The following is a 26,955-nucleotide window of genomic DNA, read 5'->3' as shown; positions in this document are numbered from 1 at the left end:
GATGCATCATCGACAAGCGTAGCAGCCATCGAGTTCAGCGCAGCGAGACATGACCCTGTAACAACTGGTACACCCAGTTACCCTTGTGGGAGCGGGCTCTGCCCGCGAATGGCACACCGCGGACTCAAGCCAGTGCACCGCATCACTACCCCAGGAACAACTGGTACGCCGGATTATCCGTTTCATCCCAGAACGGATAGCCGATCTCGGCCAGCGCGCCGGCCACCAGATGGCGTTCATCCTCGGGCACCTGCAGCCCAGCCACCACACGGCCATCGGCGGCGCCATGGTTGCGGTAGTGGAACATCGAGATGTTCCAGCGCCCGCCCAGCTTGTCGAGGAAGTTGAACAGCGCGCCCGGACGCTCGGGAAACTCGAAGCGCAGCACCATCTCGTCACTGACCCTGACCGCATGGCCGCCGACCATATGGCGGATGTGCAGCTTGGCCAGCTCGTTGTCGGTCAGGTCCAGCACCGGGAAGCCATGCGCCTCGAGGGTCTGCAGCAGCACCGCGCGCGGGTCGCGTTCGGGATGGGTCTGCACGCCGACGAAAATGTGCGCTTCATGGCCGGTGTGATAGCGGTAGTTGAATTCGGTGATCTGCCGTTTGCCGATGGCCTCGCAGAACGCCTTGAAGCTGCCGGGCCGCTCGGGAATGGTCACCGCAATGATGGCCTCGCGGCCCTCGCCCAGCTCGGCCCGCTCGGCCACGTGGCGCAACCGATCGAAGTTGACGTTGGCGCCCGAATCGATCGCCACCAGGGTCTGTCCCGACACGCCCCGGGCCTCGACGTATTTCTTGATCCCGGCGACCCCGAGAGCACCCGCAGGCTCGGTGATCGAACGGGTGTCGTCGTAGATGTCCTTGATCGCCGCGCAGATCTCGTCGGTGCTGACGGTGATCACCTCGTCCACATGGTCCTTGCAGATCTCGAAGGTGTAGTGACCGATCTGCGCCACCGCCACGCCATCGGCGAACAGCCCGACCTGCGGCAGCACCACGCGCTCCCCAGCGTGCATGGCCTGCTGCAGGCAGTTGGAGTCGTCCGGCTCGACGCCGATGATCTTGATGCCTGGACGCAGGTATTTGACGTACGCGGCAATGCCGGCGATCAACCCGCCACCGCCCACCGGTACGAAGATCGCGTCGAGGTCGCCCGGATGCTGGCGCAGAATCTCCATGGCCACCGTGCCCTGCCCGGCAATGGTGTAGGGGTCGTCGTAGGGATGTATGTAGACCATGCCCTGCTCGTCCACCAGCTTGAGCGAGTGGGCCAGGGCTTCGGCGAACGAATCGCCATGCAGCACCACGATGCCGCCACGCGAGCGCACACCCGCGATCTTGATTTCGGGGGTGGTGTTGGGCATCACGATGGTGGCCTTGATGCCCAGCTCGCGCGCCGCCAGCGCCAGGCCCTGGGCATGGTTGCCGGCCGACGCGGTGACCACGCCGCACGCTGCTTCCTGCGCGGTGAGCTGCGACAGCTTGTTGTACGCGCCGCGAATCTTGAACGAGAACACTGGCTGCAGGTCTTCGCGCTTGAGCAGAATCTTGTTGTTCAGGCGCTCGGACAGCTGCCCGGCGGGCTGCAAAGGGGTTTCCACCGCGACGTCGTAGACGCGCGAGGTGAGGATCATCTTTACGTACTGTTCGAGCATGGCAGACATCACTGACGATAACGGGCGGGACCGACGAGTCTAAGCCAACGCCCACCGCAAAACCAAGGTTTTGCCCTTATAATGCGCGCCTTCGGGGCCGAATCCACCAGAGCCCCAACTGCCGCTGCGGAGCTTGCATGACCCAGGACCAACTCAAACAGGCCGTCGCCCAGGCTGCCGTGGATTTCATTCTGCCCAAGCTGGGCGAAAAGAGCGTTGTCGGTGTCGGCACCGGTTCCACCGCCAATTGCTTCATCGATGCGCTGGCCCAGCACAAGAGCGCATTCGACGGCGCCGTGGCCAGTTCCGAGGCAACCGCTGCGCGGCTCAAGGGCCATGGCATCCCGGTGTACGAACTCAACGGCGTCGGTGACCTGGAGTTCTATGTCGACGGCGCCGATGAAAGCGACGAGCACCTGAACCTGATCAAGGGCGGCGGCGCCGCGCTGACTCGCGAAAAGATCGTCGCGGCCGTGGCCACCACCTTCATCTGCATCGCCGATGGCAGCAAGCTGGTGCCGGTATTGGGCGAGTTTCCATTGCCGGTGGAAGTCATTCCCATGGCCCGCAGCCACGTCGCGCGCCAGTTGGTGAAGCTGGGCGGCGACCCGGTCTATCGCGAGGGCGTGGTGACCGACAACGGCAACATCATCATCGATGTGTACAACATGCAGATCATCGACCCGGTGGCGCTGGAAACCCAGATCAATGCCATCGTCGGCGTGGTCACCAACGGCCTGTTCGCCGCCCGCCCGGCCGATGTGCTGCTGCTGGGCACCGCCGAAGGCGTCAAGACCCTCACCCGCCCCGCCTGACCCTCTATTGTGGGAGCGGGGCGGGCGGCGAGCCCTCTGCCCGCGAAAAACACACTGCGGTACACCTGATAAACCGCAGCGCGCCCTTCGCGGCCACGGACCGCTCCCACATGACTCCCCATACCCCCCTGTGGGAGCGGTCATCGGCCGCGAAAAGGACACCCCGGTGTACCTGATACACCGCAGCGCCCCTTCGCGGCCACGGACCGCTCCCACATGAATCCCCATACCCCCCCCTGTGGGAGCGGTCATCGGCCGCGAAAAATACACTGCGGTGTGCCTGGTATACCGTAGAGCCTGTTCCCACAAGAGTCACTGTAGGGCTCCAAGGAAAAACCCATCTATCCATATTCCCAATCGTTAGTTCATTTAAATTTAACAAACGATTAGGGTATATACACCGGACCACCGGACCTGCGTACACCCAAGCAAGGCGACATACGCCGTGCATGACGTGAGGACGGTATGGTCACCCACTCGATTTCCCTCGAACACTCTCAACCCACCCCGGCCGACAACGGCCCGGCGCTCGTGCCTGCGCAGATACTGCGCAATGACCTCGACGCGCTCGACGCCGCGCGAGCCCTCGCCGCCAGCGCCCGTACTCACGCGGCCCGGCGCGACCAGTACCGCGAACTGCCCTGGCAACTGATCGAGCAATTCACCGCGAGCGGCCTGGGCAGCATCACCGTGCCACGCGCCTTCGGCGGCCCGGACGTCAGTTTCGAGACCCTGGCCGAGGTATTCCGCCTCATTAGCGCCGCCGATCCGGCCCTGGGGCAGATTCCGCAGAACCATTTCGGCATCCTGCAGATGCTTCGCGGCACTGCCACCGCGCAACAGCAGCAGACGCTTTTCAGCGCCGTGCTGCAAGGCGCGCGCATCGGCAATGGCGGCCCCGAACGCGGCACCCGCAACACCCTGGAGATCAAGACTCGCATCGTCCGCGACGGTGACGACTGGCAGATCAGCGGACAGAAGTTCTACTCCACCGGCGCGCTGTTCGCCCACTGGGTGGCGGTCAAGGCCGTGGATGAGCACCAGCGCCTGGTCATGGCCTTCGTGCGGCGCGGCACGCCCGGCCTGCAAATCATCGACGACTGGTCCGGCTTCGGCCAGCGCACCACCGCCAGCGGCACTGTGGTGCTGGACCACGTGCAAGTGCCCAGGACCCATGTCGTGGAGATCTGGCGCCAGGCGCAACAACCGAACATTCAGGGCGCCGTATCGCAACTGATGCAGGCGGCCATCGACGCCGGCATTGCCGCTGCGGCAATCGACGACACCATCGCTTTCGTGCGCGAGAAATCCCGCCCGTGGATCGATGCCGGGGTCGAGCGCGCCAGCGACGACCCTTTCGTGATCGCCGACATCGGTCGCCTGAAGCTGGAGCTGCACGCCACCCAGGCGCTGCTGCGCAAGGCTGCGCGCGTGCTCGACCAGCTCGGCCAGGCGCCACTGGACGCCGCCCTTGCCGGGCAAGCCTCGATCGCCGTGGCCGAGGCCAAGGTGATCACCACCGAAATCGCCCTGCACGCCAGCGAAAAGCTCTTCGAGCTGGCCGGCAGCCGCGCCAGCCTCGCCGAGTTCAACCTCGACCGCCATTGGCGCAACGCCCGCGTGCACACCCTGCACGATCCCGTGCGCTGGAAATACCACGCTATCGGCGCCTACCGCCTGAACGGCAGCCTACCTGCGCGCCATTCCTGGATTTGACCAGACCGCTGGAGATCAGCATGAGCTCATTGCCCCACCCCCTCGACGGCGTTGCACGTATCGCCAACGACCAGCAGGCCCTCGACGTTGCCCGCCAACTGGCCCCGCGGTTGCAACGCGACAGCGCCCTGCGCGACCGCGAGCGGCAGCTGCCGCACACCGAACTGGCGCTGTTCTCGCGCTCCGGCCTGGGCGGCATCAGCGTGCCCAAGGCGTTCGGCGGTGCCGGCGTGTCCAGCGTAACCCTGGCCCAGGTCATCGCCTTGCTGGCCGCCGCCGATGGCTCGCTGGGGCAGATCCCACAGAATCATTTCTATGCCCTGGAAGTGCTGCGCATCAACGGCAGCCTGGCGCAACAAAAGCGCCTGTACGCCGACGTGCTGGCAGGCCAGCGACTGGGCAACGCCCTGGCGGAACTGGGCACGCGAACCGCCCATGACCGCACCACGCGCCTGACCCGCGAAGGCGAGGGTTACCGCATCAATGGTCGCAAGTTCTACGCCACCGGCGCGCTGTATGCCCAGTGCATTCCTACCTCGGTGGTCGATGAACAGGGCGTGCAACAACTGGCCTTCGTGCCTGCGAACAGCGCCGGGGTAGAGGTCGTCGATGACTGGAGCGGCTTCGGCCAGCGCACCACGGGCAGCGGCTCGGTGGTGTTCGACAATGTCTGGGTCAGCGCCGACGCCATCGTGCCGTTTCAAAGCGCGTTCGAACGGCCCACCACGGTCGGCCCGTTCGCGCAGATCCTCCACGCTGCAATCGACACCGGCATTGCCCGCGGAGCGTTCGAGGACGCCTTGCAGTTCGTCCGCACCCGCACTCGGCCATGGATCGACGCCACCAGTGACAAGGCTGTAGAAGATCCGCTGTCACTGAAAAGCTTCGGTCATCTGGCGATCCGTCTGCATGCTGCCGAAGCCTTGCTCGAGCGTGCCGGCGAGGTGCTCGACAAGGCACAGGCCGAGCCCACCGCCGAACACGTCGGCGCCGCCTCGATCGCCGTGGCCGAAGCCCGCGCGCTCAGTACCGAAATCTCCCTGGCCGCCGGCAGCACCCTGTTCGAGCTGGCCGGCAGCCAGGCCACCCTGGCCGAGCACGGCCTCGACCGGCATTGGCGCAATGCCCGCGTACACACCCTGCACGACCCTGTGCGCTGGAAGTACCACGCCATCGGCAACTACTACCTCAACGACCAGCTGCCACCACGCCGGGGGACGATCTGATGAGCAAGAAGCAGATCCTGCTCAACGCCTTCAACATGAACTGCGTGGGCCACATCAACCATGGTTTGTGGACCCATCCACGGGACACCTCGAGCCAGTACAAGACCCTGGAATACTGGACCGAACTGGCCCAGTTGCTGGAGCGCGGCCTGTTCGACGGCCTGTTCATCGCCGACATCGTCGGGGTCTACGACATCTATCAGGACTCGATCGACGTGACGCTCAAGGAGTCGATCCAGCTACCGGTCAACGACCCGTTGCTGCTGGTCTCGGCCATGGCCGCGGTCACCCGCCACCTGGGTTTCGGCCTGACCGCCAACCTGACCTACGAGGCGCCGTACCTGTTCGCCCGGCGCCTGTCCACGCTCGATCACCTGACCCGTGGCCGGGTGGGCTGGAACATCGTCACCGGCTATCTGGACAGCGCCGCCAAGGCCATGGGCCTGACCCAACAGGTGGAGCACGACCGCCGCTACGATCAGGCCGACGAATACCTGGAGGTGCTCTACAAACTCTGGGAAGGCAGCTGGGAAGACGATGCCGTGATCGAGGACCGCGAACGGCGTATCTACGCCCAGCCGGAAAAGGTCCACAAGGTAGAGCATGAAGGCGAGTTCTACCGGGTTCAGGGTTACCACCTGTGCGAACCCTCACCGCAGCGCACGCCGCTATTGTTCCAGGCTGGCAGTTCGGCACGCGGCCTGCAGTTCGCCGGTCAGCATGCCGAATGCGTGTTCATCAGCGGACAGAACAAGCAGGCCACCCGCGCCCAGGTGGACAAGGTCCGCAACGCCGCACGCGCAGCCGGCCGCGATCCCCAGGCCGTGAAGGTCTTCATGGGCATCACGGTCATCGTCGCTGCCACCCAGGCACAGGCCCGGGCCAAGCATGATGAGTACCGCAGCTACGCCAGCGCCGAGGCCGGTGTCGCCCACTTCGCCGCCTCTACGGCAATCGACTTCGCCCGCTATGAACTCGACGAGCCCATTCAGTACGTCAAGGGCAATGCCATCGAGTCGGCCACCAAGACCTTGCAGAACAACGACTGGACCCGGCGCAAGCTGCTCGATCAGCACGCCCTGGGCGGGCGCTACATCACCTTGGTCGGTGATCCGGAACAGGTCGCCGACGAACTTGAAGCCTGGATCGCCGAGACCGGCCTGGACGGTTTCAACCTGACCCGCACAGTGACTCCGGAAAGCTACGCGGACTTCATCGACCTGGTGATTCCCGTGCTGCAGGCGCGTGGTTCCTACAAGACCGCCTATGCCCAGGGCACGCTGCGCGAAAAGGTCTTCGGTAATGGCCCTGGGCTGCCTGAAGGGCATGCTGGGTTCAGTTAGAAGCGCGGTGCCTGATCGGGCCTCTTCGCGGCCACCCCAAACAACACAAAAAATCACTGGAAACCCAACATGCTCAAACCCACCTTGCTACTCGCCCTCACCCTCCTCACCGGCCTGGCCCATGCCGCCGATGACAAGCCCCTCATCGTCGGCACCACCGCCGCCTTCGCCATCCCCCTGGAAAGCGCCGTGGAGGAAGCCAAGAAACAGGGCCTGACCATCAAGCTGGTGGAATTTACCGACTGGATCGCGCCCAACGTCAGCCTGGCCGCCGGCGACATCGACGTGAACTACTTCCAGCACATGCCGTTCCTGGAAAACGCCAACACCCAGGCCGGCACCAACCTGGTGCCCTATGCGCCGGGCATCATCAACAACGTCGGCCTGTATGCCAAACGCTACAAAAGCTTCGACGAGCTGCCCAAGGGCGCGACTGTCGCCATTGCCAATGACCCGATCAACAGCGGCCGAGGCCTGCAACTGCTGGCCAAGGCTGGCTTGATCACCCTCAAGCCGGGGGTTGGCTACAAGGCCACCGAAGAGGACATTCTCACCAACCCCAAAAACCTGAAGATTCTCCAGGTCGAGGCGGTGCAGCTGGTGCGCGCCTACGACGACGCCGATCTGGTGCAGGGCTACCCGGCCTACATTCGCCTGTCCAAGACCTTCGACGCAGGTTCGGCGCTGCTGTTCGATGGTCTGGATCATCCTGAATACGTCATCCAGTTCGTGATCAAACCCGAGCGCAAGGACGATCCACGCCTGGCCAAGTTCATCGACATCTACCAGCATTCGCCAGTGGTGCGCGCCTCGCTCGACAAGGTTAACGGCAAGCTCTACCAAGTCGGCTGGAAGGAGTGAACATGCCCACCACTAATGCTCAACGCAGGTTGGCTGATACTGCCGGCATTACCCGGCAGCCTACCGAGCCTCTGGAATTGCATCCACAGCTGACCAACGCACTGGTGCGCTTCATCGGCGTCGGCAAGACCTACCAGGGTGCCCAGGGTCCGGTGCAGGCCCTGCAGGGCATCGACCTGAACATCGAGCGTGGCGAAGTGTTCGGCATCATCGGCCGCAGCGGCGCTGGCAAGTCGTCGCTGATCCGCACCATCAACCGGCTGGAACAGCCCAGCAGCGGGCGCGTGCTGGTCGATCAGGTGGACATCGGTGAGTTCGACGAGGACCGCCTGGTGGCCCTGCGACGGCGCATCGGCATGATCTTCCAGCACTTCAACCTGATGTCGGCGAAAACCGTGTGGCAGAACGTCGAGTTGCCACTCAAGGTCGCTGGTGTGCCCCAGGCCGAGCGCTGGCGCAAGGTCGGTGAGCTGCTCGAACTGGTCGGTCTGCAAGGCAAGCGCGACGCCTATCCGGCGCAGTTGTCCGGCGGGCAGAAGCAGCGTGTCGGCATCGCCCGAGCGCTGGTGCACGACCCGCAGATTCTGCTCTGCGACGAAGCCACCTCGGCGCTGGACCCGGAAACCACCGAGTCGATCCTCGCCCTGTTGCGCGACATCAATCAGCGGCTGGGGCTGACGATCATTCTGATCACTCACGAAATGGCCGTGATCCGCGCCATCTGCGACCGCGTGGTGGTGCTCGAGGGCGGCCAGGTGGTGGAGCAGGGCCCGGTGTGGCAGGTGTTCGGCAACCCCCAGCATGAGATCAGTCGGACATTGCTGGCACCGCTGCAACACGGCCTGCCCGAAGAATTGCGCGCCCGTCTGCGCAGCACGCCTGCCACGCCTGGCGCAGCGCTGGTATTGCGACTGCGCGTGACCGGGGCACAGGCCGGCGAGGCGGACCTGTCGTCGTTGTTCAACCTGCTGGGTGGGCAGGTCAGCCTGCTGCAGGGCGGTATCGAACGCATTCAAGGCCGCGCGCTGGGCAACCTGGTCGTGGCGGTGAGCAATTCGCCCCATGACCGCGAGCATCTGCTGCAACGCGCCGGGCAATGGGCACAACAGGTAGAGGAGCTGGGCTATGTGGTTTGATCGTCTGCTGCAGGGCGCCCTGGACACCTTGCTGATGGTGGGCGTTTCCTCGTTGATCGCGCTGCCGGTGGGTGTGGTGATGGCCGTGGTGCTGGTCACCAGCGACCGGGGCGGTATCTACCAGGCGCCGGCGCTTAACCGGGTGCTGGGCGCGTTCGTCAACCTGTTCCGTTCGGTGCCGTTTCTCATTCTGATGGTGGCGCTGATCCCGTTCACCCGGCTGATCGTCGGGACGACCTATGGCGTGTGGGCAGCCGTGGTGCCGTTGACCATCGCTGCGACGCCGTTCTTCGCGCGCATTGCCGAGGTCAGCCTGCGGGAGGTCGATCATGGCCTGGTCGAAGCCGCGCAGGCCATGGGCTGCCGACGCTGGCACATCGTCTGGCACGTGCTTCTGCCCGAAGCGCGACCGGGCATCGTGGCCGGCTTCACCATCACCGTGGTGACCATGATCAATTCATCGGCGATGGCCGGCGCGATCGGTGCCGGCGGGTTGGGCGACATCGCCTATCGCTACGGCTACCAGCGTTTCGACAGCCAGATCATGCTCACGGTCATCGTGCTGCTGGTGGCCCTGGTGACCCTGATCCAGTTCGGTGGCGACCGGCTGGCGCGGGTGCTCAACAAGCGCTAGTCGTCAGACCGCGGGGCCCCTTCGCGGCCGCTGCCTGCTCCCACAGAAGATCGCATCGACCTCTGTGGGAGCAGGCAGTCCATCAGACCCACCCGCAGCACCAGCACCCTAACCCTGTGGGAGCGGTCAGCGGCCGCGAAAAGGGCGCCGCGGTACATCAGATTGGATCAAGCCTGCTTACCTTCGCCCTCATCTTCCTTGATCCGGTACCAGGCCACATACAGCGCCGGCAGGAACAACAGCGTCAGCAAGGTTGCCACCACGATTCCGCCGATCATTGCGTAGGCCATCGGGCCCCAGAACACCTCGCGGGCGATCGGGATCATGCCCAGACTGGCGGCTGCCGCCGTCAGCAGGATTGGCCGGCGGCGATGCTCGGTTGCTTCCAGCACGGCATCCCAAGGCTTGTAGCCATCGCGTTCATAGGCATCGATCTGGGTCACCAGAATCACCGAGTTGCGGATGATGATGCCGATCAGCGCCAGTATCCCGAGAATCGCCACGAAACCCATGGGCGTCCCGGTCGGCACCAGCGCCAACACCACACCGATGATGCCCAGCGGCGCCACACTGGCGACCAGGAACATCTTCTGCACACTGTGCAGCTGGATCATCAGGAAGGTCGCCATGAGGAACAGCATCAACGGCACCACCTTGGCGATGGGTCCCTGCGCCTTGCCGCTTTCCTCGACCGTACCACCGGTGGCCACCTTGTAGCCCACCGGCAGGCCTTCGGCGAATTTCTCGATCTCGGGCTTGAGCTGGGCCACCAGATCGGTCGGCTGGATATCGTCGCTGACCGCCGCCTTCAAGGTGATGGTCGGCAAGCGATCACGCCGCCACACCAGCGGCTGCTCCAGCTCGTAGCGCACGGTGGCAAAGGCCAGCAGCGGAATCGACGTGCCGCTGGGCGTGACGATCTGCAGGTTCTGCAGGGTTTCCGGCGAACCCCGCTCGGCGTCGTTGGCACGACCGACCACGTTGACCAGATAGATATCGTCATTGACCTGGGTCACCGCCGAGCCGCTGACGATGGTGTTCATCAGCTTCGCCACGTCTTCGGACGACAAGCCCAACTGCCGCGCCTTGTCCTGAGCGATGTCGATGCGCAGCACTTTGCCCGGCTCGTTCCAGTCGTAGATCATCTCGCCGACGTGTGCGTTCTGGTCCAGCAGCGTGGCCAGCTCGATGGCATGCTTGCGCACCTGGTCGATGTCCTTGCCGCTGACCCGGTACTGGATCGGCCGGCCCACCGGCGGCCCCATCTCCAACGCCTGAACATAGGTGCCGATGCCGACGAAGTCTTCGCGCAGGCGCTTCTTCAAGCGCTCGGTCAGCGCGCCACGCTGCCCCAGGCCTTTGCTGACGATCACCAACTGGGCGTAGTAAGGGTTCTCCAACTGCTGGTCCAGCGGCAGATAGAAACGAATCGCGCCCTGACCGATGTAAGTGCTCCAGCGCGCGATGTCCGGATCATCCTTGAGCGTGGCCTCGAGGCGGTCGACTGCCTTGCGCGTCTCGTTGATCGAAGCGTTCTGCGGCAGGTTCAGGTCCACCAGGATTTCCGGGCGGTCGGACGAGGGGAAGAACTGGTTCTGCACGAAACGCATGCAGAACAGCGCCGCAGCGAACAGCAGCAACGTGCCGATGATCGTCAGCCAACGATGACGCATGCAGCCCAGCAGCCCACTGTGGAACCAGCGCGCGACACGCCCCGGCTGCTCCGGCTTGGGTTTGACGTTCTTGCTCAGGATGTGCACGCCGATGACCGGTGCGAACAGCACTGCCACCACCCAGGACACCAGCATGGCCACCGCGATCACGGCAAACAGAGTAAAGGTGTACTCACCGGCCGAGCTGGCGTTCAGGCCGATCGGCACGAAACCGGCCACGGTGACCAAAGTGCCGGTGAGCATCGGGAATGCGGTAGAGGTGTAAGCGAAGGTAGCCGCCTCCTCCTTGCTGTCACCTGCTTCCAGGCGAGTGACCATCATTTCCACGGTGATCATTGCATCGTCCACCAGCAGGCCGAGGGCGATGATCAACGCTCCCAGGGAAATACGCTGCATGGTGATGCCGCTGTACTCCATGAACACGAAGACCATGGCCAGCACCAGCGGAATCGAGCAGGCCACCACCAGGCCAGCGCGCACGCCCAGGCTGATGAAGCTGACGATCAGCACGATGACCACGGCCTCGAACAACGCGCTGGTGAACCCGCCGACGGCCTTCTCGACCACCTCGGCCTGGTCCGAAACCTTGTGCACGCCCACGCCCACCGGCAACTGCGCGGTCAACGCGTTCATGCGCGCATGCAGCGCGGTGCCGAACTCCTGAATGTTGCCGCCGTCCTTCATGGCAATGGCCAGGCCGATGGCGGGCTGGCCGTTGTAGCGGAACATCGGCGCAGCCGGGTCTTTGTAGCCACGTTCGATGTCGGCAATGTCGGTCAGCCGATAGAAGCGGTCGTTGAGCCTGAGGTTGAGCGTTTCCAGGTCTTTCTCTGACTTGAATTGCCCCGAGGTTCGCACCGAAATGCGCTCGGGGCCCGCCTCGATCACACCGGCCGGCGTTACTGCGTTCTGCGCCTGCAACGCGCCGACCACCTGTTGTTGATCCAGGCCGAGCGCGGCGAGTTTGCGCGTGGAGAAATTCAGGTAGATGACTTCGTCCTGCTGACCCACCAGTTGCACCTTGCCCAGGTTGTCGACCTGACGGATCTCGGCACGCACCTGTTCCACATAGTCGCGCAGCTGACGCATGCTCAGGCCGTCGGCGGTGAAAGCATAGATGGAGCCGAACACGTCACCGAATTCATCGTTGAACGAAGGCCCCTGCAGGCCCTGGGGGAAGGTGCCGCGAATATCGTCGACCTTCTTGCGCACCTGATACCAGATCTCTGGAATTGCCTTGGCACTGGTGGTGTCGCGCAGGTACACGAACACCGTGGACTCTCCAGGGCGCGTGTAGCTTTTCACGTAGTCCAGAGAGTCCAGCTCTTCGAGCTTCTTCTCGATGCGGTCGGTGACCTGCTTGAGCGTCTCCTCCTGAGTCGCCCCTGGCCAGCGGCTCTGGATGACCATGGTCTTGATGGCGAACGCCGGGTCCTCTTCACGGCCCAGGTTGAAGTAGGAAAACACGCCCATCAGCAGGCCGACGAACATCAGGTACCAGACGAAGGACTGGTGCTTGAGTGCCCAGTCGGACAGGTTGAAACTTCCCTTCATTGCCGGCTCGCCTCGTCCAGTTTGATTTTCTGCCCGGGTTTCAGGCTGTTGACGCCAGCGCTGACCACGCGCTCGCCTGCCTGCACACCGCTGCCGACCACCACGACGCCACGGTCGCGGCTGAGCACAGTGACCGGACGCGGGTTGACGGTCTTGTTCTGGACGTCCACCAGCCACACCTGGGTCTTGCCGTCGACCTCCTGCACGGCGGTCTCCGGCAGCTCCAGGCGTTGCGCGATGCTCGAACTCAGGGTCACGCTGATCGCGGTGCCCAGGCGCAGGCCGGCAGGGCTCTCGCGCAGGGTCAGGCGTGCGCGACGGGTGCGCGTGGCACTGTCGGGCCGTGGCTCCAGCTCACGCAGGGTGCCGGTGGTGGCAACGCTCGGGTCGAGCTGGGACTGCACACAAAACTCCACGCCCTCGGGCAGGGTTTCGGCAAGCCCGGCGGGCAGGTCGATGACCGCCTCCTTGACGTCGGGGCGGGCCAGGACCACCACCTCTTCACCGGCGCTCACCACTTGCCCGACTTCCACCTTCCATTGGTTGACCACGGCGGCGTGGTCGGCGCGCAATTCGCTGTAGCCCAACTGGTCCTTGGCCTGACTGACGGCGGCCTTGGCCTGGTCGAGCGATGCCTGGGCGGTCTTCAGGTCGGTCTGGGCAATGTCCAGCCCTGCCTGCGCACCGACGCCACGGTCGAACAGCTCCTGCTGGCGCCGCGCGTTGGCCTGGGCATTGATGAACTGCGCCTGCACGCGGGCCAGATCACCCTGGTTCGAGCGCAACTGGTTCTGTTGGTCGGTCGGATCGAGCGTGGCCAGCAGCTGGTTTTTCTCCACCTGGCTGCCGACATCCACCGCACGCCGGGCAATGCGTCCCGACACCCGAAAACCCAGCGTGCTCTCGTAGCGCGCCTGGATATTGCCGGCAAAACGCCCCAGGCTCTGCTGATCCAGGCCCTTGACCTCGACCGACAGCACCGGACGAATCGGCTCGGGGGCTTGCTCTTCCTTCGAGCAGCCGGCCAGCGACAGCACGGCCGCGAACAACGCGATCACCGCTTTCATGGCTGACGCTCCTCGGCAATTTCCACCTGCATGTCCGGGTGCAGCAACTGCCCGCCGGCGACGACCACGCGGTCGCCATTCTTCAGGCCATTGGCGATCACCACTTTGCCGGTCAGGTAACGGCCCACCTCGACCTTGTGCAGATTGACCTTGTCACCTTCCCCCACCACCCACACGGCAGGCTCGGCAATGTCCTTGGTCAACGCCGACCAGGGCAGCTCGACGCTGGTCTTGCCCGGACCGTTGAGCGATGCGTTGACCACAGAGCCCAGGTCCATGCCCTTGGGCAGGCCTTGCAGGGCGATCTTCACGCGCACCGTACCGGTCTGCGCGGACACCGCCGGGGTGACTTCGCGCACGGTACCGGTGGTCTTGATCGCCGGATCGTCGAGCAGGCTGACAGTAATCGGTTGCTGCCCGCCGGGTTGGGCAAACAGCGACTCGTACACGTCGAATACCGCATCGCGGTCGCCATCGCGGGCCAGGCCGAAGATCGGCGCAGTGGCCTGTACCACCTGGCCAACCTCGGCCTGGCGGGCGGTGATCACGCCTGGGGCGTCGGCCACCAGGTCGGTGTAGCTCAGTTGTTCACGGGCATTGGCCAACTGGGCGCTGGCCGCCGCCAACGAACTCTGCGCACCGCGCAGCGCCGCTTGGGCGGAGTCGTATTCACTCTGGCTGGTGTAGCCCTTGGGCAGCAGCTTCTGCTGGCGCACGAAGGCCGCCGATGTCTGCTTCACACGGGCCTGCTCGGCAGCCACCGCGGCCTTGGCCGAATCGACGTTGGTCTGCAGGTCCTTGGGATCCAGGCGCGCCAGCACTTGCCGCGCGCTGACGTGATCGCCCACGTCAACCAAACGCTGGATGATCTTGCCACCGACGCGGAACGACAACTGGGTCTGGATGCGCGCCTGCACATCGCCGGTGAGATTGACCGCAGCGGCGAACTCGCCGCTCTGCACATTCTCCACGCGCACACGCGGATGCGTCGGCTCGATGGGCTTGTCTTCACCACATCCCGCCAGCGCAACCAACAAAAGGGATACCCCTACAACCTTCCAACGAGGACCAGCCATGCAGGCTCCTTTGCGTGCGCTGTGATGCCAGGTGTGTATGCGACTGTGGCCGTGGTGCGAGGTTCATTTGCCGGGAATGGCCCTGCCCGGACAAAGCAAAACGCCGACACTGTACAAGCTGTCGGCGCTCAGGTGAACCGTTGTCACACTCGGGAATCAGAACGCCGGCAATACCGCGCCGCTGTACTTCTTCTCGATGAAGGCTTTGACTTCGGGGCTGGTCAGCGCCTTGGCCAGTTTCTGCATGGCCGGGCTGTCCTTGTTGTCGGGACGGGCCACCAGGAAATTCACGTAAGGCGAATCCGAGCCTTCGATCACCAAGGCATCCTTGGCCGGGTTCAGGCCGGCTTCAAGTGCGTAGTTGGTGTTGATCATGTCCAGCTCGACCTGATCCAGCACGCGCGGCAGCATGGCCGATTCCAGCTCCTTGAACTTGAGGTTCTTGGGGTTGCTGGCGATGTCCTTGGGGGTAGCCAGGGCGTTGCTCGGGTCCTTCAGGGTGATCAGGCCGGCTTTCTGCAGCAGGATCAACGCGCGGCCGCTGTTGCTGCCCTCGTTGGGGATGGCGACGGTATCGCCGTCCTTGAGTTCGCTCAGCGACTTGATCTTCTTCGAGTAACCACCGAAGGGCTCGACGTGCACGCCGATCACGGTGACCAGGTTGGTGCCCTTGCCCTTGTTGAAGCTTTCCAGGTACGGCAGGGTCTGGAAGTAGTTGCCGTCCAGACGCTTTTCGCCTACTTGCACGTTGGGTTGCACGTAGTCGGTGAACACCTTGATGTCCAGCTCGACGCCTTCCTTGGCCAGGGTCGGCTTGATCAGCTCGAGGATCTCGGCGTGCGGAACCGGCGTGGCGGCGATCACTAGTTTTTCTGCCGCGTTGGCCAGGCCGAAAGACAGGGAGGCCGCCAGGGCGGTGAACAGCAAAGCCTTTTTCATGCTAAGTCCTTGAAATTGGGTGGTGGCGGCAGCGATCGGCTAGCCTTGCGCGGACAATACCCGGAATTAATATTCCTACAAATACCTTTTAGTTTGCTGCTTATGCCTTTTTGCCCAGATATTCCAGGCTGCGGTTCAACAGCGCTGCCAAGACAGTCGGGTCGGCGTGCTCGGCGGCCTGCGTCAACAGCTGCTCGAGATGCACGAGCAAGTCCGTGTTCGCGGCCGCTGGCAGATTGAGATGCTCGGGCAGGATCTCGTCGCCGCGGCTGACCAGCAGGGCAAAATGGATGACGTTTTCCAGCTCGCGGGTATTGCCGGGCCAATCGTGGCGTTCCAGCGCTCGCTGCGCATCGGCGCTGATCAGCGGCACGGTCAGGTTCAAACGATGGCTGTAGATGCCCAGGAAATACTCGGCCAGGGCGAGGATATCGCCGGTCCGCTCGCGCAAGGGCGGCAATGTCAGGCGGCCTTCGCCCAGATAGGCATGCAACCGTTCGTTGAATTTCCCCGCGGCCACGGCCTGGCCGAGATCGATGCTCGACGCCGCCACCAGGCGCACGTCCACCGGATTGGGCTGGGCCGCGCCGACGCGGGTCACTTCACGGGTTTCCAACGCCGCGAGCAGCTTGGTTTGAATGGCCAGCGGCAGGTCGGCGATCTCGTCCAGGTACAGGGTGCCGCCGTTGGCCGAGCCGAACCAGCCCGCCCGGCTGCTGGCCGTGCCGCTGTGGGCGCCTGCGCTGTAGCCGAACAGCTCGGCATCGGCGTAGGTCGGGCTGATTGCGCCGCAATTGACCGAGACGAAAAGGCCGCCACGATCACTGCCGCGATGGATGTGCCGGGCGAGCAGTTCCTTGCCGGTGCCGCTTTCACCCTGGATCAGCACCGGCAGTGCCTTGGGCGCGAGCCGTTCGAGCTCCTCGCGCAAACGCCGCGAGCGCGGATCGACGAACACCAGCGCCTTGGCGCGGATGCTCAGCGGGCTCTTGTCGGCGTCGGGAAAGGTCAGCAGCGGCTGGCCGAAGGTGTCATTGTATGCGGTCATGGGCAAGGCTCCCACCGGCCTGGCTGCAGGCGGCGTACTCGGTTGTCGGGCATTCAGGCACGCAGCTGGATGTGCTGGTCCATGCGACTCTGCAGGCGATAGAGGTAGGCAAACCCCTGTTCCCAGCGTTGATGCCCGGACTTGACGTTGATATGCCCGGCACCGGCCAGAATGCCGGCTTCGGCGCCCCAGTCGCGGGCCAGTTGCAAGGCTCGCGGGGCGCTGGCTGCAGGGTCGTTGTCCGAGCCCACCACTTGGCTGGGGAATGGCAGCAGGTGTTTGGGGATGGGCGCGAAGTTGCGCAAGGCCGGCGAGCAGGCTGGTCGCTCTACATCTGCAGGCGCCACCAGCAGGGCTCCGCGAACCTTGCGCAACGATACCAGCGAGGCATGGGCCGACCAGTGGGCAACGGTCACGCATCCCAGGCTGTGAGCAATGAGAATCACCGGATCGGCGCTGGCATTCACCGCGCGGTCCAGCGCCGCGACCCAGTCTTCACGGCGTGGCGTGAGCCAGTCATCCTGCTCGACCCGCGCGCTGTTGGGCAGGTTTCGTTGCCAATGGCTTTGCCAATGATCATCGGACGAGCCCTGCCAGCCTGGCACGATCAGATAGCGGATCGACTCATTGCGCATGGGATGCGCCTCCTGCAAACGTTGCGTTGGAGGCCAGTATAGGGAAAGGATTTATATCCGTTAAGGAATAAGAAGCTATTTATTAATAACCAAAAATCGAGCAATAAGCCGTCCGGATTTCCTGTGGGAGCGGTCCGTGGCCGCGAATCAGCACCGCAGGGCATCAGCCGGTCCGCGCTGTCCTTTTCGCGGCCGATGACCGCTCCCACGCTGCTACAAGGTGCGGGTGATTTTCTGTAGCAGCGCCGCGAGCCGCGTCGGCGGTGCACGCGGTGTCTCTGACGCTCCGCGTTGAATCCGGACGCGGCTCGCGCCGCCGCTACAGCCCAGACGCCTTCTGCCAGACCTTGGGCTTGAAGAACAACGTCTCGCCCCGCGCCAGGCCACTCAGGCTGTCATGGTCCTTGACCACTTCGGCCTCGATCAGCTCGCTCTGCCCCTCGACCTTGAGCGTCACCCGCGTGGTCGCGCCCAACGGGCGAATGTCACGCACCTCGGCGGCGTGATGGTCGTCCAGCTCGTGGCGCGACAGCGACACTTCGTGCGGACGAAACAGCACATGCTCCTCGCCACCCAGCTGCAAGCGGTTGGAGTCACCCAGAAAGTGATAGACGAAGTCGCTGGCCGGGTTCTCGTACACCTCGCCCGGCGAACCGATCTGCTCGATGACACCCTTGTTCATGACCACGATGCGATCCGCTACTTCCATCGCTTCTTCCTGGTCGTGGGTCACGAAGACCGACGTCAGGTTGATGTCCTCGTGCAAGCGCGCCAGCCAGCGACGCAGCTCCTTGCGCACCTTGGCGTCGAGGGCACCGAAGGGTTCGTCGAGCAGCAGCACCTTGGGCTCCACCGCCAGGGCACGGGCCAGGGCAATACGCTGGCGCTGGCCACCGGACAACTGCTCGGGGTAGCGATCGTGCAGCCAGTCCAGTTGCACCATGTTCAACAGCTCATGCACTTTCTGCGCAATCACCGTTTCGGTGGGCCGCTCGCGCTTGGGTTTCATGCGCAAGCCGAACGCGACGTTGTCGAACACCGTCATGTGTCGGAACAGCGCGTAGTGCTGGAACACGAAACCGACGTTGCGATCCCGTACATCGTGGCCGGAAACGTCCTCGCCGTGGAACACGATGCTGCCCTGGTCGGGGGTTTCCAGGCCGGCAATGATGCGCAGCAAAGTGGTCTTGCCGCAGCCGGAAGGGCCCAGCAGAGCCACCAGCTCGCCACTCTGGATGTCCAGATTGATGGAGTCCAGGGCCTGGAAGGCATTGAAGCGCTTGCTGACGTTACGAACTTCGATCGACATTAATCATTCCTCCGCGGCGCTGTTGCGCAGGCGGTCAATACGGGACTCGCTCCACTGCTTGAGCAGCAGGATGAAGAGCGCCAGGATCAGCAACAGGCTCGCAACGGCAAAGGCAGCGACATGGTTGTATTCGTTGTAGAGAATCTCCACGTGCAGCGGCAGGGTGTTGGTCACGCCGCGAATGTGGCCGGACACGACCGACACGGCACCGAACTCGCCCATGGCCCGCGCGGTACACAGCACCACGCCGTAGATCAGCCCCCACTTGATGTTCGGCACGGTGACATACCAGAACATCTGCCAGCCGTTCGCGCCCAGCAAACGCGCCGCCTCCTCCTCCTGCGTGCCTTGTTCCTGCATCAGCGGGATCAGCTCGCGGGCCACGAACGGCACGGTGACGAAGATGGTGGCCAGCACGATACCCGGCAAGGCGAACACAATCTGGATGTCGTGATCCTGCAGCCACGGGCCGAACAGCCCCTGAGCGCCGAACATCAGCACATAGACCAGACCGGCAATGACCGGCGACACCGAAAACGGCAGGTCGATCAGGGTGACCAGAATGCTCTTGCCGCGAAACGAATACTTGCTCACGCACCAGGCGGCGCTGACGCCGAACACCAGGTTCAGCGGCACCGAAATGAGCACGGCGAACACCGTCAGCTTGAGCGCCGATAGCGCATCGGGCTCGAAGATCGCCGCGAAAAAGGTCCCCAGGCCCTGCTTCAAGCCCTGGGACACGACGATCAGCAACGGCAGCAACAGAAACACGGCGAAGACCAGCCAGCCGAGCGCGATCAGCACCCGCCGCGAGGTTGCGCTGCCACGTCGGGCCGCATTGGTGGAGGCAGCAATGGAAGATGCAGACATGTGCGGAGCCTCCTTCAAGGGGTTTCGATGCGCCGCTGCAACAGATTGATCAGCAGCAGCAGAATGAAGGAAACCACCAGCATCATCACGCCGATGGCCGTGGCGCCGGTGTAGTCGTATTGGTCCAGTTTGACCATGATCAGCAGCGGCAGGATTTCGGTCTTCATCGGCATGTTGCCGGCGATGAAAATGACCGATCCGTACTCACCCACGCCGCGGGCGAACGCCAAGGCGAAACCGGTTAGCCAGGCAGGCAACAGCGCCGGCGCCAGGATGAAGCGGAACACCTGCAGCGGTCTGGCGCCCAGGCAGGCCGCGGCTTCCTCGACTTCACGCGGAATGTCGGCGAGCACCGGCTGCACCGTGCGTACCACGAACGGCAAGGTGACGAAGGTCAGGGCCAGGGTGATGCCCAACGGGGTGTAGGCGATCTTGAAACCCAGGTCGGCGGCGAACTGCCCAACCAAGCCGTTGGGTGCATACAGCGCCGTCAGGGCGATGCCTGCCACGGCCGTGGGCAGGGCGAACGGCAGGTCGATCATCGCATCGATGATCTTGCGTCCGGGAAAGGTATAGCGCACCAGCACCCAGGCCAGCAGGGTGCCGATCACGCCGTTGATGATCGCCGCACACAACGCCGTGCCGAAACTGAGTTTCAGCGCGGCCAGTACGCGGGGTGCGGTGACGATGGTCCAGAACTGTTCCCAGGTCAGCTGCGCGGCATGCACGAACATGGCGGCCAGAGGAATCAGCACGATCAGGCTGAGGTACACGACGGTGTAGCCCAGCGTCAGCCCGAAGCCGGGTATGACGGGGGAGATACGACGCGACATAGAGGTCCTTGATGAATACGGTTTACACAATCGGGCCTCTTCGCGGGCAGAGCCCCGCTCCCACAGGCTTTACGGTGACCTGCGGGAGCGGGGCTCTGCCCGCGAAGAGGCCAGTCGCCTCAACGAATCTTATTGAGCCTGATAAATCTGGTCGAACACCCCACCATCGTTGAAGAATTTGGGCTGTGCGGTTTTCCACCCGCCGAAATCCTTGTCGATAGTAACCAGATTCAGCGCTGGAAATTGCTTCGCATACTTGGCTGCCACGTCCTTGTCGCGCGGACGATAGAAGTTCTTCGCAGCGATTTCCTGGCCAGCCGGGCTGTACAGGTGTTTGAGGTAGGCTTCGGCGATTGCCTCGTTGCCCTTCTTCTTCACGTTCTTGTCGACCACGGCCACCGGCGGCTCGGCCAGGATCGACAGCGAAGGCACGACGATATCGAACTTGTCCTCGCCTCCGTCTTCCTTCAGTGCCAGGAACGCTTCGTTTTCCCAGGCCAGCAACACATCGCCCTGCCCGTTGTTGACGAAGGTAATGGTCGAGCCACGGGCACCGGTGTCCAGAATCGGCACGTGCTTGAACAGCGTCTGTACGTACTCTTTGGCTTTGCCTTCGTCGCCACCGCCGGCTTTCAGGCCGTAGGCCCAGGCTGCCAGGAAATTCCAGCGGGCGCCGCCGGAGGTCTTCGGATTCGGCGTGATCACCGAGACATCATTCTTGATCAGGTCGCCCCAGTCCTTGATGCCCTTGGGGTTGCCCTTGCGCACCAGAAACACGATGGTCGAGGTGTAGGGCGTGCTGGCGTCCGGCAGACGGGTCTGCCAGTTCTCCGGGATGGACTTGCCCAAGCGGCTGATCTCGTCGATGTCACCGGCCAGCGCCAGGGTCACCACATCGGCGGGCAGGCCGTCGATCACCGCGCGGCCCTGTTTGCCCGAACCACCGTGGGATTGCTTGATCGACACGGTGTCGCCCGCGTGTTCCTTTTTCCAGAAGTTAACGAACTCGGCGTTGTATTCCTGGTACAGCTCGCGGGTCGGATCGTAGGACACGTTGAGCAGCTCGTAGTCCTTGGCGACGGCGGAGCCGGCAAACACGGCGCTGGCGAGGGCTGCCAAGGCATAACGGCGGATAGACATGGACGAAGCTCCTGGAATGGCGGGTATTTTTCTTATGGCTGCTACGCAGGACGCGTACTCAGCTGGGCTTGTTGCCCGGGTTCTGCAAACGGAATTTTTCCTTGCGTTCGATCTGCACGACTTGAGCGTTGTGTACGGTGATCTCCACCGCACCGAAACGCAGGTCGCGCAGCGCACTCTGAATTTCCCGCAGAATGGTGGCTTCGTCCTGTCCTTCGACGCTGCGTAGCGATGCGCTCATGATCATGCTCCTGGGTAAGGGGTGCCAAGGTGGCGTGAGCGCGATAGTAGAGGGCTCTTATTATTCTTAAAAATACTGTTTAAGAATTTTCATATAACCAGAAGTTTTTATCTGCCCTTATTGGACCGGCCATTGCAGCGCACCGGCTTCCACCGGACGGCCGAACCAATAGCCCTGACCCAGTCCGCAACCGTGCTCCAGCAGGAACTGCGCCTGATTCGCCTGTTCGATGCCCTCGGCATGCACCTGCATGCCCATGCTGTGCGCCAGCGCGATGATCGCCGTGGTGATCGCCACATCGTCCTCGTCGCCGGGCAGGCCGGCGACGAAACCCTGGTCGATCTTGAGCTTGTGGACCGGCAGGCGCTTGAGCCTGAGCAGGGATGAATAACCGGTGCCGAAGTCGTCGATCGCCAGTTGCAAACCCAGATCGCGCAGGTGATGCAATTGCTCGAGGGCGCGGTCCGGGTCATCCATCACCGCACTCTCGGTCACCTCCAGTTCCAGATGCGCAGGTGCCAGTTCCGTCTCGGCCAGAACCCTCTCGACCTGCCGGTAGAGATCATGGTGGCTGAACAGACGGCTGGAGATGTTCACTGCGACGAAATCCAGTGCCTTGCACTCGACCTGCCACTGACGCATCTGTCGGCACGCGGTGGCCAGCACCCAGGTGTCGATCTCGGCGATCAAGCCACTGCGCTCGGCGATCGGTATGAACTGCCCCGGCGGTACCAGGCCGCGCTCCGGGTGTTGCCAGCGCACCAGCGCCTCCACCCCGACCAGGGCCTTGTCGCGCAGCGCATGCACCGGTTGGTAGTGCACGCGCAGCTGGCCATCGGCCAGGGCCTGGCGCAGTTCTGCGGTCACTTCGATCTGCTGCTGGGCGCGGGCGGTCAACTCTTCGGTATACAGGGCATAGCTCGAACGGCCCCGTGCCTTGGCCTGGAACAGCGCCGAGTCGGCGTTGCGCAACAGCTGCTCGGCGCCCTGTGCGTCGTCGGGAAACAGACTGATGCCCATGCTGGCGCTGATGAACAAGGTGTGCCCGTCGATGGCGAAGGGTGCGCGCAGGCCTTCGAGCAACCCCTGCCCCAGCGCAGTCGCCTGCCCTGTGCGCAACTCACCTTCCATCAGCACGGCAAACTCGTCGCCGCCCAGCCGAGCCAGGGTCACCTCCTCGCCCAAGCCGGACTGCAGACGCTCGACCACGGCCATCAGCAACCGATCGCCCACGCCATGCCCGAAGCTGTCGTTGACGTTCTGGAAGTGGTCGAGGTCGATCAGCAGCAACGCGCAGCAGCGTTGGGCAAGCCTGGCCGTGTTCAAGGCGTGCTCGGCGCGGTGGCTGAACAGCAGGCGATTGGGCAGCCCGGTCAGCGGATCATGGTGTGCCAGATGGGCCAGCTCGCGCTGCGAATGCCTGATCGCGCTGATGTCGGAGAACACCGCCACATAGTGGCTCAGCTTGCCCCGATCATCGCGGATCGCGCGGATGGTCTGCCATTGCGGGTAGCTGTCGCCGCCCTTGCGCCGGTTCCAGATCTCGCCGCTCCACTGGTCGTGCTCGGCCAGCGTGCGAAACATCTGTTGATAGAAGGTCGGCGGATGCTGACCGGATTTAAAGGTATTCGGGTTCTGCCCGAGCACTTCGTCCTCTGCATACCCGGTGATCGCCATGAAGGCCCGGTTGACCTGCAGGATACGGCCTGCAGTGTCGGTCACCAGCACGCCGTCGGCGGTGCAATCGAAAACCGCTGCCGACAAGCGTCGGCTTTCGCGGTTGGCCTGCCGCGCGCGCAGCCAGGCAAAGGCGAACGCACTGCCCAGCAGCCACACACCGCAACCGGCCAGGTGAAACCCCCATCCGGTCGGCGAAGCGTCGAAAAGGCCGCTTGCCACACGACCGCACAACAGAAACCACACCACACAGACAATCAGGTAAATCACAACGCCGCGCGTTGTAACCCGAGATAAAACAGACATAGGGTCAATCGGCCACACAAAATGTGTACCAATTATAGAATAGAAACATTCAGCGACTCTTATCTAAAAGAGCGACTGGCTTTATCTGATAGCTAGTCGATAATGCGCTGCACGCATTACCCACCCAACCGAGGGCCTTCCCGCCTATGTGGTACAACGGTTTTCTCGATCTGTCCGCCTGGCAAGTGGTGGCAGTCACGTTGTTGCTGACCCATGTGACCATCATCAGCGTCACTGTCTACCTGCACCGCTATTCCGCCCACCGCTCGCTGGAACTCAACGCCGGGCTCAAGCACTTCTTCCGTTTCTGGCTCTGGCTCACCACTGCCCAGAACACCCGCGAGTGGACCGCCATCCACCGCAAGCACCACGCCAAATGCGAAACCGTCGACGATCCGCACAGCCCGGTGATCAAGGGCCTGGGCACCGTGATGCGTACCGGCGCCGAGCTCTATCGCAAAGAGGCGGAAAACCCCGACACCTTGCGCATCTATGGCAAGAACTGCCCTGAAGACTGGATCGAGCGCAACCTGTACTCGCGCTTCCGCCACACTGGCGTGGTCCTGATGCTGGTCATCGACCTGCTGCTGTTCGGCGCCCTCGGCCTGACCGTGTGGGCCGTGCAGATGATGTGGATTCCCTTCTGGGCCGCCGGTGTCATCAATGGCCTCGGCCATGCCGTGGGCTACCGCAACTTCGAATGCCGCGATGCGGCCACCAACCTGGTGCCGTGGGGCATCATCGTCGGCGGCGAAGAACTGCACAACAACCATCACACCTACCCCAATTCGGCCAAGCTGTCGGTCAAGAAATGGGAGTTCGACATGGGTTGGGCCTGGATCAAGCTGTTCACCTGGCTGCGCCTGGCCAAGGTCCAGCGCGTGGCACCGATTGCCCACCGTGTGGAAGGCAAAGGCCAGCTCGACATGGACACGGCCATGGCGATCCTCAACAACCGCTTCCAGATCATGGCGCAGTACCGCAAGCTGGTGATCGCGCCGCTGGTGCAACAGGAGCTGAGCAGGGTCGACGAATCGGTACGTCACCAGTTCCGCCGGGCCAAGCGCCTGCTGTCGCGTGAAACCAGCCTGCTGGACGAAGGGCATCACCTGCACATCCAGACGATGCTCGAACACAGCCACGCGTTGCGCGTCATCTACGAGAAACGTCTGGCCCTGCAACAGATCTGGGCGCGCACCAGCTCCAACGGTCATGATATGCTCGCCGCCATCAAGGATTGGATCCAAGAGGCCGAAGCCAGTGGCATTCACTCGCTGCGCGACTTCGCGACCCAGCTCAAGACGTACTCGCTGAGGCCTGCTGCAGCCTGAGCCGTTTATCGGTGCGCCTTGGCCCCAAGGCGCGCCGTTCGGAACTTCGTTACAATTTTCCGCTCTCAGACTCATAGCGCTACCGCCTGGGATCATGCCTTGGCCGCGCCTTTTCGCGCATCCGTTCGCAGTAATCCCAACGCCTCTGAGATGCCGTGATGATGGTCAATAAAAAATTACCTTCTACACCCGTCAAACCTCTACCCGAAGCCGCTGAAACCCTATTGGCCTTGATGCATGCCCAGGGTGAGGTCGCGCGGCTCAAGGAGCGCGAGCAGCTGTTCAGCTCGCTGTTGGTCAGCGTCAACGCGGTACTCTGGGCGTTCGATTGGGAAACCCAGCAGATGATCTACGTCAGCCCCGCCTACGAACGGATTTTTGGCCGCTCGGTGGGTTTGCTGCTGGCCGACTACAACGAATGGCGCGACAGCATCTACCCGGATGACTTGGACTACGCCGATCGCAGCCTGGCCGAAGTGCTCGACAAAGGCGCCGTCGAAGACCGCGAATACCGCATCATCAGCGCTGACGGCCAGATCCGCTGGCTCAGCGACAAATGCTTCGTCAGCCATCAGGTGGATGCTGGCCAACGCGTGATCGTGGTGGGTATCGCCGAGGACATTACCGAAAAGAAGCACCTTGAAGGCGAGCTCCAACGCCTCGCCACCACCGACGTCCTGACCCAGAGCAGCAACCGTCGACACTTCTTCGAATGCGCCCACCGCGAGTTCGAACAGTCCCGCCTCAACGACACGCCCATGGCCTTCCTGCTGCTGGACATCGATGATTTCAAGATGATCAACGATACCTATGGCCACCAGGAAGGTGACCACGTGCTGCAACGCATCGCCGAAACCGGCCGCGCGGTACTGCGACGTGGCGACTTGTTCGGGCGCATTGGCGGTGAAGAATTCGCCGCCGTGTTCCCGGGCTGCGCGCCGGACATGGCCATGCAGATCGCCGAGCGCCTGCAGCGCGAAATCCAGCGTCTGAGCTTCCACCACAACGGCAAGAACTACGGCGTTACGGTAAGCCAAGGCCTGACCAGTATTCAGCCGCAAGACGAAATGCTCGACTCCCTCTTCTCGCGTTCCGACGCCGCCATGTACCAGGCCAAGCGCCAGGGCAAGAACCAGATCGTACCGGCCTAGTCAGCGAACCATTGGTGGCCCCGGCCATTCGTTTAATTGCGACATACCTATTTTATGCAACCGTGCTGGATTGATCGCGTCTGGCCCATAAGGGAATTCAACCATGTTGTATCAATTTGCAGAATTATCTACCTAGATCAAAGCCCATTGGGTTGAGGGTATGCTAGCCAACTTCATCATTCTCTATTAGAAAGACATATTCGTTTCCTTGAGCCATACGTTAGGTCATGGTTTACTTTTCCATGGAGCTACGGAGAATTACCACTCAAGGAGTTGCACATGAAACAATTATTTATACTTGTCCAGCTCATACTGCTTTCCACTGCAGCTATTGGAGGCAGTGAGTCAGAGCTCGAATTTCCGCCAGCGAACTCGGTTTTGAGGACAGTAGATCCGGAAGACTGGAAATCTGTAACGCAAGAATTCAGAGATAGTGCGCTATGGAACAAAAGTACTACCAAAATACAATCATGTGACAGCCTTTATACTTTACCTGTATCAGTGTCGCGCGAAGGCAATGTTAGCCTTGGCGGTATCTGCACCATTGCCGGGTCTGGCCAAAAAGCGTTCATATGTGTAGACCGCATGCTCGGCCGCTTTGAGGTATTTCCAGAATATCAGCGTGACCTGCCCTGGATCGCCCAGACAATATTCGACCATTGCTGGGGTGGTTGATCCCCACCTCTCTCGATCACCGCCAAGGCCAGTGATCAG

At 62.8% G+C, this 26,955-nt stretch carries 23 protein-coding genes; 10 read left to right on the top strand and 13 right to left on the bottom strand.

Features of this window, described 5'->3' with window-relative positions; genetic code table 11:
* Positions 1-145: 145 nt before the first annotated feature.
* Entirely contained in the window at positions 146-1,660 is a 1,515-nt protein-coding gene (gene ilvA / locus IFT98_RS07600; RefSeq protein ID WP_192047942.1) for a threonine ammonia-lyase, biosynthetic, read from the bottom strand.
* A 137-nt stretch (positions 1,661-1,797) separates the two neighbouring features.
* Between ilvA and rpiA the strand changes: the two genes are divergently transcribed.
* The 7 genes from rpiA to IFT98_RS07565 all read left to right on the top strand — a co-directional run bounded on the left by rpiA (position 1,798) and on the right by IFT98_RS07565 (position 9,391).
* The gene (gene rpiA, locus IFT98_RS07595; RefSeq protein WP_192047941.1) at positions 1,798-2,475 is read left to right on the top strand and encodes a ribose-5-phosphate isomerase RpiA; all 678 of its coding nucleotides are present in this window, start codon (positions 1,798-1,800) and stop codon (positions 2,473-2,475) included.
* Positions 2,476-2,940: 465 nt separating this feature from the next.
* A complete protein-coding gene (locus tag IFT98_RS07590; RefSeq protein WP_192047940.1) occupies positions 2,941-4,191 on the top strand; it encodes an SfnB family sulfur acquisition oxidoreductase in 1,251 nt (416 codons plus the stop codon).
* A 20-nt stretch (positions 4,192-4,211) separates the two neighbouring features.
* Positions 4,212-5,417: an SfnB family sulfur acquisition oxidoreductase gene (locus IFT98_RS07585; protein WP_192047939.1), complete on the top strand. Its 1,206-nt coding sequence runs from the start codon at positions 4,212-4,214 to the stop codon at positions 5,415-5,417.
* Positions 5,417-6,760, top strand: coding sequence for an LLM class flavin-dependent oxidoreductase (locus IFT98_RS07580; protein WP_192047938.1), 1,344 nt, complete (start codon positions 5,417-5,419; stop codon positions 6,758-6,760). Before IFT98_RS07585 ends, IFT98_RS07580 begins: the two co-directional genes overlap by 1 nt.
* Positions 6,761-6,829: 69 nt before the next feature.
* Positions 6,830-7,621 carry a MetQ/NlpA family ABC transporter substrate-binding protein gene (locus tag IFT98_RS07575; protein ID WP_192047937.1) on the top strand — a complete coding sequence of 264 codons (792 nt, stop codon included), beginning with the start codon at positions 6,830-6,832 and terminating at the stop codon, positions 7,619-7,621.
* 2 nt (positions 7,622-7,623) lie between these two features.
* Positions 7,624-8,757: a methionine ABC transporter ATP-binding protein gene (locus IFT98_RS07570; RefSeq protein WP_192047936.1), complete on the top strand. Its 1,134-nt coding sequence runs from the start codon at positions 7,624-7,626 to the stop codon at positions 8,755-8,757.
* Entirely contained in the window at positions 8,747-9,391 is a 645-nt protein-coding gene (locus IFT98_RS07565; protein ID WP_122480625.1) for a methionine ABC transporter permease, read from the top strand. The genes IFT98_RS07570 and IFT98_RS07565 overlap by 11 nt, the downstream gene beginning before the upstream one ends.
* Before the next feature lie 167 nt (positions 9,392-9,558).
* Here the strand turns inward: IFT98_RS07565 and IFT98_RS07560 are convergent, their stop codons facing one another.
* The 12 genes from IFT98_RS07560 to dibA all read right to left on the bottom strand — a co-directional run bounded on the left by IFT98_RS07560 (position 9,559) and on the right by dibA (position 23,759).
* A complete protein-coding gene (locus tag IFT98_RS07560; protein ID WP_192047935.1) occupies positions 9,559-12,618 on the bottom strand; it encodes an efflux RND transporter permease subunit in 3,060 nt (1,019 codons plus the stop codon).
* The gene (locus IFT98_RS07555; RefSeq protein WP_192047934.1) at positions 12,615-13,685 is read right to left on the bottom strand and encodes an efflux RND transporter periplasmic adaptor subunit; all 1,071 of its coding nucleotides are present in this window, start codon (positions 13,683-13,685) and stop codon (positions 12,615-12,617) included. The genes IFT98_RS07560 and IFT98_RS07555 overlap by 4 nt, the downstream gene beginning before the upstream one ends.
* On the bottom strand, positions 13,682-14,761 hold the full coding sequence (locus IFT98_RS07550; protein ID WP_192047933.1) for an efflux RND transporter periplasmic adaptor subunit: 1,080 nt from the start codon (positions 14,759-14,761) through the stop codon (positions 13,682-13,684). Before IFT98_RS07550 ends, IFT98_RS07555 begins: the two co-directional genes overlap by 4 nt.
* Before the next feature lie 156 nt (positions 14,762-14,917).
* Positions 14,918-15,700 carry a MetQ/NlpA family ABC transporter substrate-binding protein gene (locus tag IFT98_RS07545; RefSeq protein WP_192047932.1) on the bottom strand — a complete coding sequence of 261 codons (783 nt, stop codon included), beginning with the start codon at positions 15,698-15,700 and terminating at the stop codon, positions 14,918-14,920.
* Between the two features lie 100 nt (positions 15,701-15,800).
* Positions 15,801-16,748 (bottom strand): sigma 54-interacting transcriptional regulator, encoded by a 948-nt coding sequence (locus tag IFT98_RS07540; RefSeq protein WP_192047931.1) that lies wholly within the window; start codon positions 16,746-16,748, stop codon positions 15,801-15,803.
* A 53-nt stretch (positions 16,749-16,801) separates the two neighbouring features.
* On the bottom strand, positions 16,802-17,383 hold the full coding sequence (locus tag IFT98_RS07535; protein WP_192047930.1) for an alpha/beta hydrolase: 582 nt from the start codon (positions 17,381-17,383) through the stop codon (positions 16,802-16,804).
* Between the two features lie 319 nt (positions 17,384-17,702).
* On the bottom strand, positions 17,703-18,692 hold the full coding sequence (locus IFT98_RS07530) for a sulfate/molybdate ABC transporter ATP-binding protein (RefSeq protein WP_122480632.1): 990 nt from the start codon (positions 18,690-18,692) through the stop codon (positions 17,703-17,705).
* Positions 18,693-18,695: 3 nt separating this feature from the next.
* Positions 18,696-19,562 carry a sulfate ABC transporter permease subunit CysW gene (gene cysW, locus IFT98_RS07525; RefSeq protein ID WP_122480633.1) on the bottom strand — a complete coding sequence of 289 codons (867 nt, stop codon included), beginning with the start codon at positions 19,560-19,562 and terminating at the stop codon, positions 18,696-18,698.
* Positions 19,563-19,576: 14 nt separating this feature from the next.
* Positions 19,577-20,395, bottom strand: a complete 819-nt coding sequence (cysT, locus tag IFT98_RS07520) for a sulfate ABC transporter permease subunit CysT (RefSeq protein ID WP_122714254.1) — start codon at positions 20,393-20,395, stop codon at positions 19,577-19,579.
* A gap of 129 nt (positions 20,396-20,524) precedes the next feature.
* On the bottom strand, positions 20,525-21,535 hold the full coding sequence (locus tag IFT98_RS07515; protein ID WP_192047929.1) for a sulfate ABC transporter substrate-binding protein: 1,011 nt from the start codon (positions 21,533-21,535) through the stop codon (positions 20,525-20,527).
* Between the two features lie 58 nt (positions 21,536-21,593).
* The gene (gene oscA, locus IFT98_RS07510) at positions 21,594-21,776 is read right to left on the bottom strand and encodes a sulfur starvation response protein OscA (protein WP_043191814.1); all 183 of its coding nucleotides are present in this window, start codon (positions 21,774-21,776) and stop codon (positions 21,594-21,596) included.
* 117 nt (positions 21,777-21,893) lie between these two features.
* Positions 21,894-23,759 (bottom strand): phosphodiesterase DibA, encoded by a 1,866-nt coding sequence (gene dibA / locus IFT98_RS07505; RefSeq protein WP_192047928.1) that lies wholly within the window; start codon positions 23,757-23,759, stop codon positions 21,894-21,896.
* 146 nt (positions 23,760-23,905) lie between these two features.
* Here dibA and desA point away from each other — a divergent pair, with 146 nt between their 5' ends.
* The 3 genes from desA (at position 23,906) to IFT98_RS07490 (ending at position 26,916) form a co-directional block, all read left to right on the top strand.
* A complete protein-coding gene (gene desA, locus IFT98_RS07500) occupies positions 23,906-25,090 on the top strand; it encodes a delta-9 fatty acid desaturase DesA (RefSeq protein WP_122480636.1) in 1,185 nt (394 codons plus the stop codon).
* 161 nt (positions 25,091-25,251) lie between these two features.
* Entirely contained in the window at positions 25,252-26,241 is a 990-nt protein-coding gene (locus IFT98_RS07495) for a GGDEF domain-containing protein (protein ID WP_240998864.1), read from the top strand.
* A 279-nt stretch (positions 26,242-26,520) separates the two neighbouring features.
* Complete coding sequence (locus IFT98_RS07490) at positions 26,521-26,916, top strand: hypothetical protein (protein ID WP_192047927.1); 396 nt, start codon at positions 26,521-26,523, stop codon at positions 26,914-26,916.
* The last annotated feature ends 39 nt before the right edge of the window (positions 26,917-26,955 follow it).

Source organism: Pseudomonas sp. CFBP 8770, from assembly GCF_014841705.1.
Taxonomy (GTDB): domain Bacteria; phylum Pseudomonadota; class Gammaproteobacteria; order Pseudomonadales; family Pseudomonadaceae; genus Aquipseudomonas.
The sequence above is the reverse complement of the archived record's forward strand: the minus strand, read 5'-3'. Positions and strand labels throughout refer to the sequence as shown.

Coding starts and splice junctions, on each gene's coding strand:
- IFT98_RS07515 (WP_192047929.1), bottom strand. CDS start 21,535: ATGTCTATCCGCCGTTATGCCTTGGCAGCCCTCGCCAGCGCCGTGTTT.
- cysT (WP_122714254.1), bottom strand. CDS start 20,395: ATGTCGCGTCGTATCTCCCCCGTCATACCCGGCTTCGGGCTGACGCTG.
- IFT98_RS07590 (WP_192047940.1), top strand. CDS start 2,941: ATGGTCACCCACTCGATTTCCCTCGAACACTCTCAACCCACCCCGGCC.
- IFT98_RS07555 (WP_192047934.1), bottom strand. CDS start 13,685: ATGAAAGCGGTGATCGCGTTGTTCGCGGCCGTGCTGTCGCTGGCCGGC.
- IFT98_RS07540 (WP_192047931.1), bottom strand. CDS start 16,748: ATGACCGCATACAATGACACCTTCGGCCAGCCGCTGCTGACCTTTCCC.
- ilvA (WP_192047942.1), bottom strand. CDS start 1,660: ATGCTCGAACAGTACGTAAAGATGATCCTCACCTCGCGCGTCTACGAC.
- cysW (WP_122480633.1), bottom strand. CDS start 19,562: ATGTCTGCATCTTCCATTGCTGCCTCCACCAATGCGGCCCGACGTGGC.
- rpiA (WP_192047941.1), top strand. CDS start 1,798: ATGACCCAGGACCAACTCAAACAGGCCGTCGCCCAGGCTGCCGTGGAT.
- desA (WP_122480636.1), top strand. CDS start 23,906: ATGTGGTACAACGGTTTTCTCGATCTGTCCGCCTGGCAAGTGGTGGCA.
- IFT98_RS07530 (WP_122480632.1), bottom strand. CDS start 18,692: ATGTCGATCGAAGTTCGTAACGTCAGCAAGCGCTTCAATGCCTTCCAG.
- IFT98_RS07565 (WP_122480625.1), top strand. CDS start 8,747: ATGTGGTTTGATCGTCTGCTGCAGGGCGCCCTGGACACCTTGCTGATG.
- IFT98_RS07575 (WP_192047937.1), top strand. CDS start 6,830: ATGCTCAAACCCACCTTGCTACTCGCCCTCACCCTCCTCACCGGCCTG.
- IFT98_RS07495 (WP_240998864.1), top strand. CDS start 25,252: ATGGTCAATAAAAAATTACCTTCTACACCCGTCAAACCTCTACCCGAA.
- IFT98_RS07580 (WP_192047938.1), top strand. CDS start 5,417: ATGAGCAAGAAGCAGATCCTGCTCAACGCCTTCAACATGAACTGCGTG.
- oscA (WP_043191814.1), bottom strand. CDS start 21,776: ATGAGCGCATCGCTACGCAGCGTCGAAGGACAGGACGAAGCCACCATT.
- IFT98_RS07585 (WP_192047939.1), top strand. CDS start 4,212: ATGAGCTCATTGCCCCACCCCCTCGACGGCGTTGCACGTATCGCCAAC.
- dibA (WP_192047928.1), bottom strand. CDS start 23,759: ATGTCTGTTTTATCTCGGGTTACAACGCGCGGCGTTGTGATTTACCTG.
- IFT98_RS07550 (WP_192047933.1), bottom strand. CDS start 14,761: ATGGCTGGTCCTCGTTGGAAGGTTGTAGGGGTATCCCTTTTGTTGGTT.
- IFT98_RS07545 (WP_192047932.1), bottom strand. CDS start 15,700: ATGAAAAAGGCTTTGCTGTTCACCGCCCTGGCGGCCTCCCTGTCTTTC.
- IFT98_RS07535 (WP_192047930.1), bottom strand. CDS start 17,383: ATGCGCAATGAGTCGATCCGCTATCTGATCGTGCCAGGCTGGCAGGGC.
- IFT98_RS07490 (WP_192047927.1), top strand. CDS start 26,521: ATGAAACAATTATTTATACTTGTCCAGCTCATACTGCTTTCCACTGCA.
- IFT98_RS07560 (WP_192047935.1), bottom strand. CDS start 12,618: ATGAAGGGAAGTTTCAACCTGTCCGACTGGGCACTCAAGCACCAGTCC.
- IFT98_RS07570 (WP_192047936.1), top strand. CDS start 7,624: ATGCCCACCACTAATGCTCAACGCAGGTTGGCTGATACTGCCGGCATT.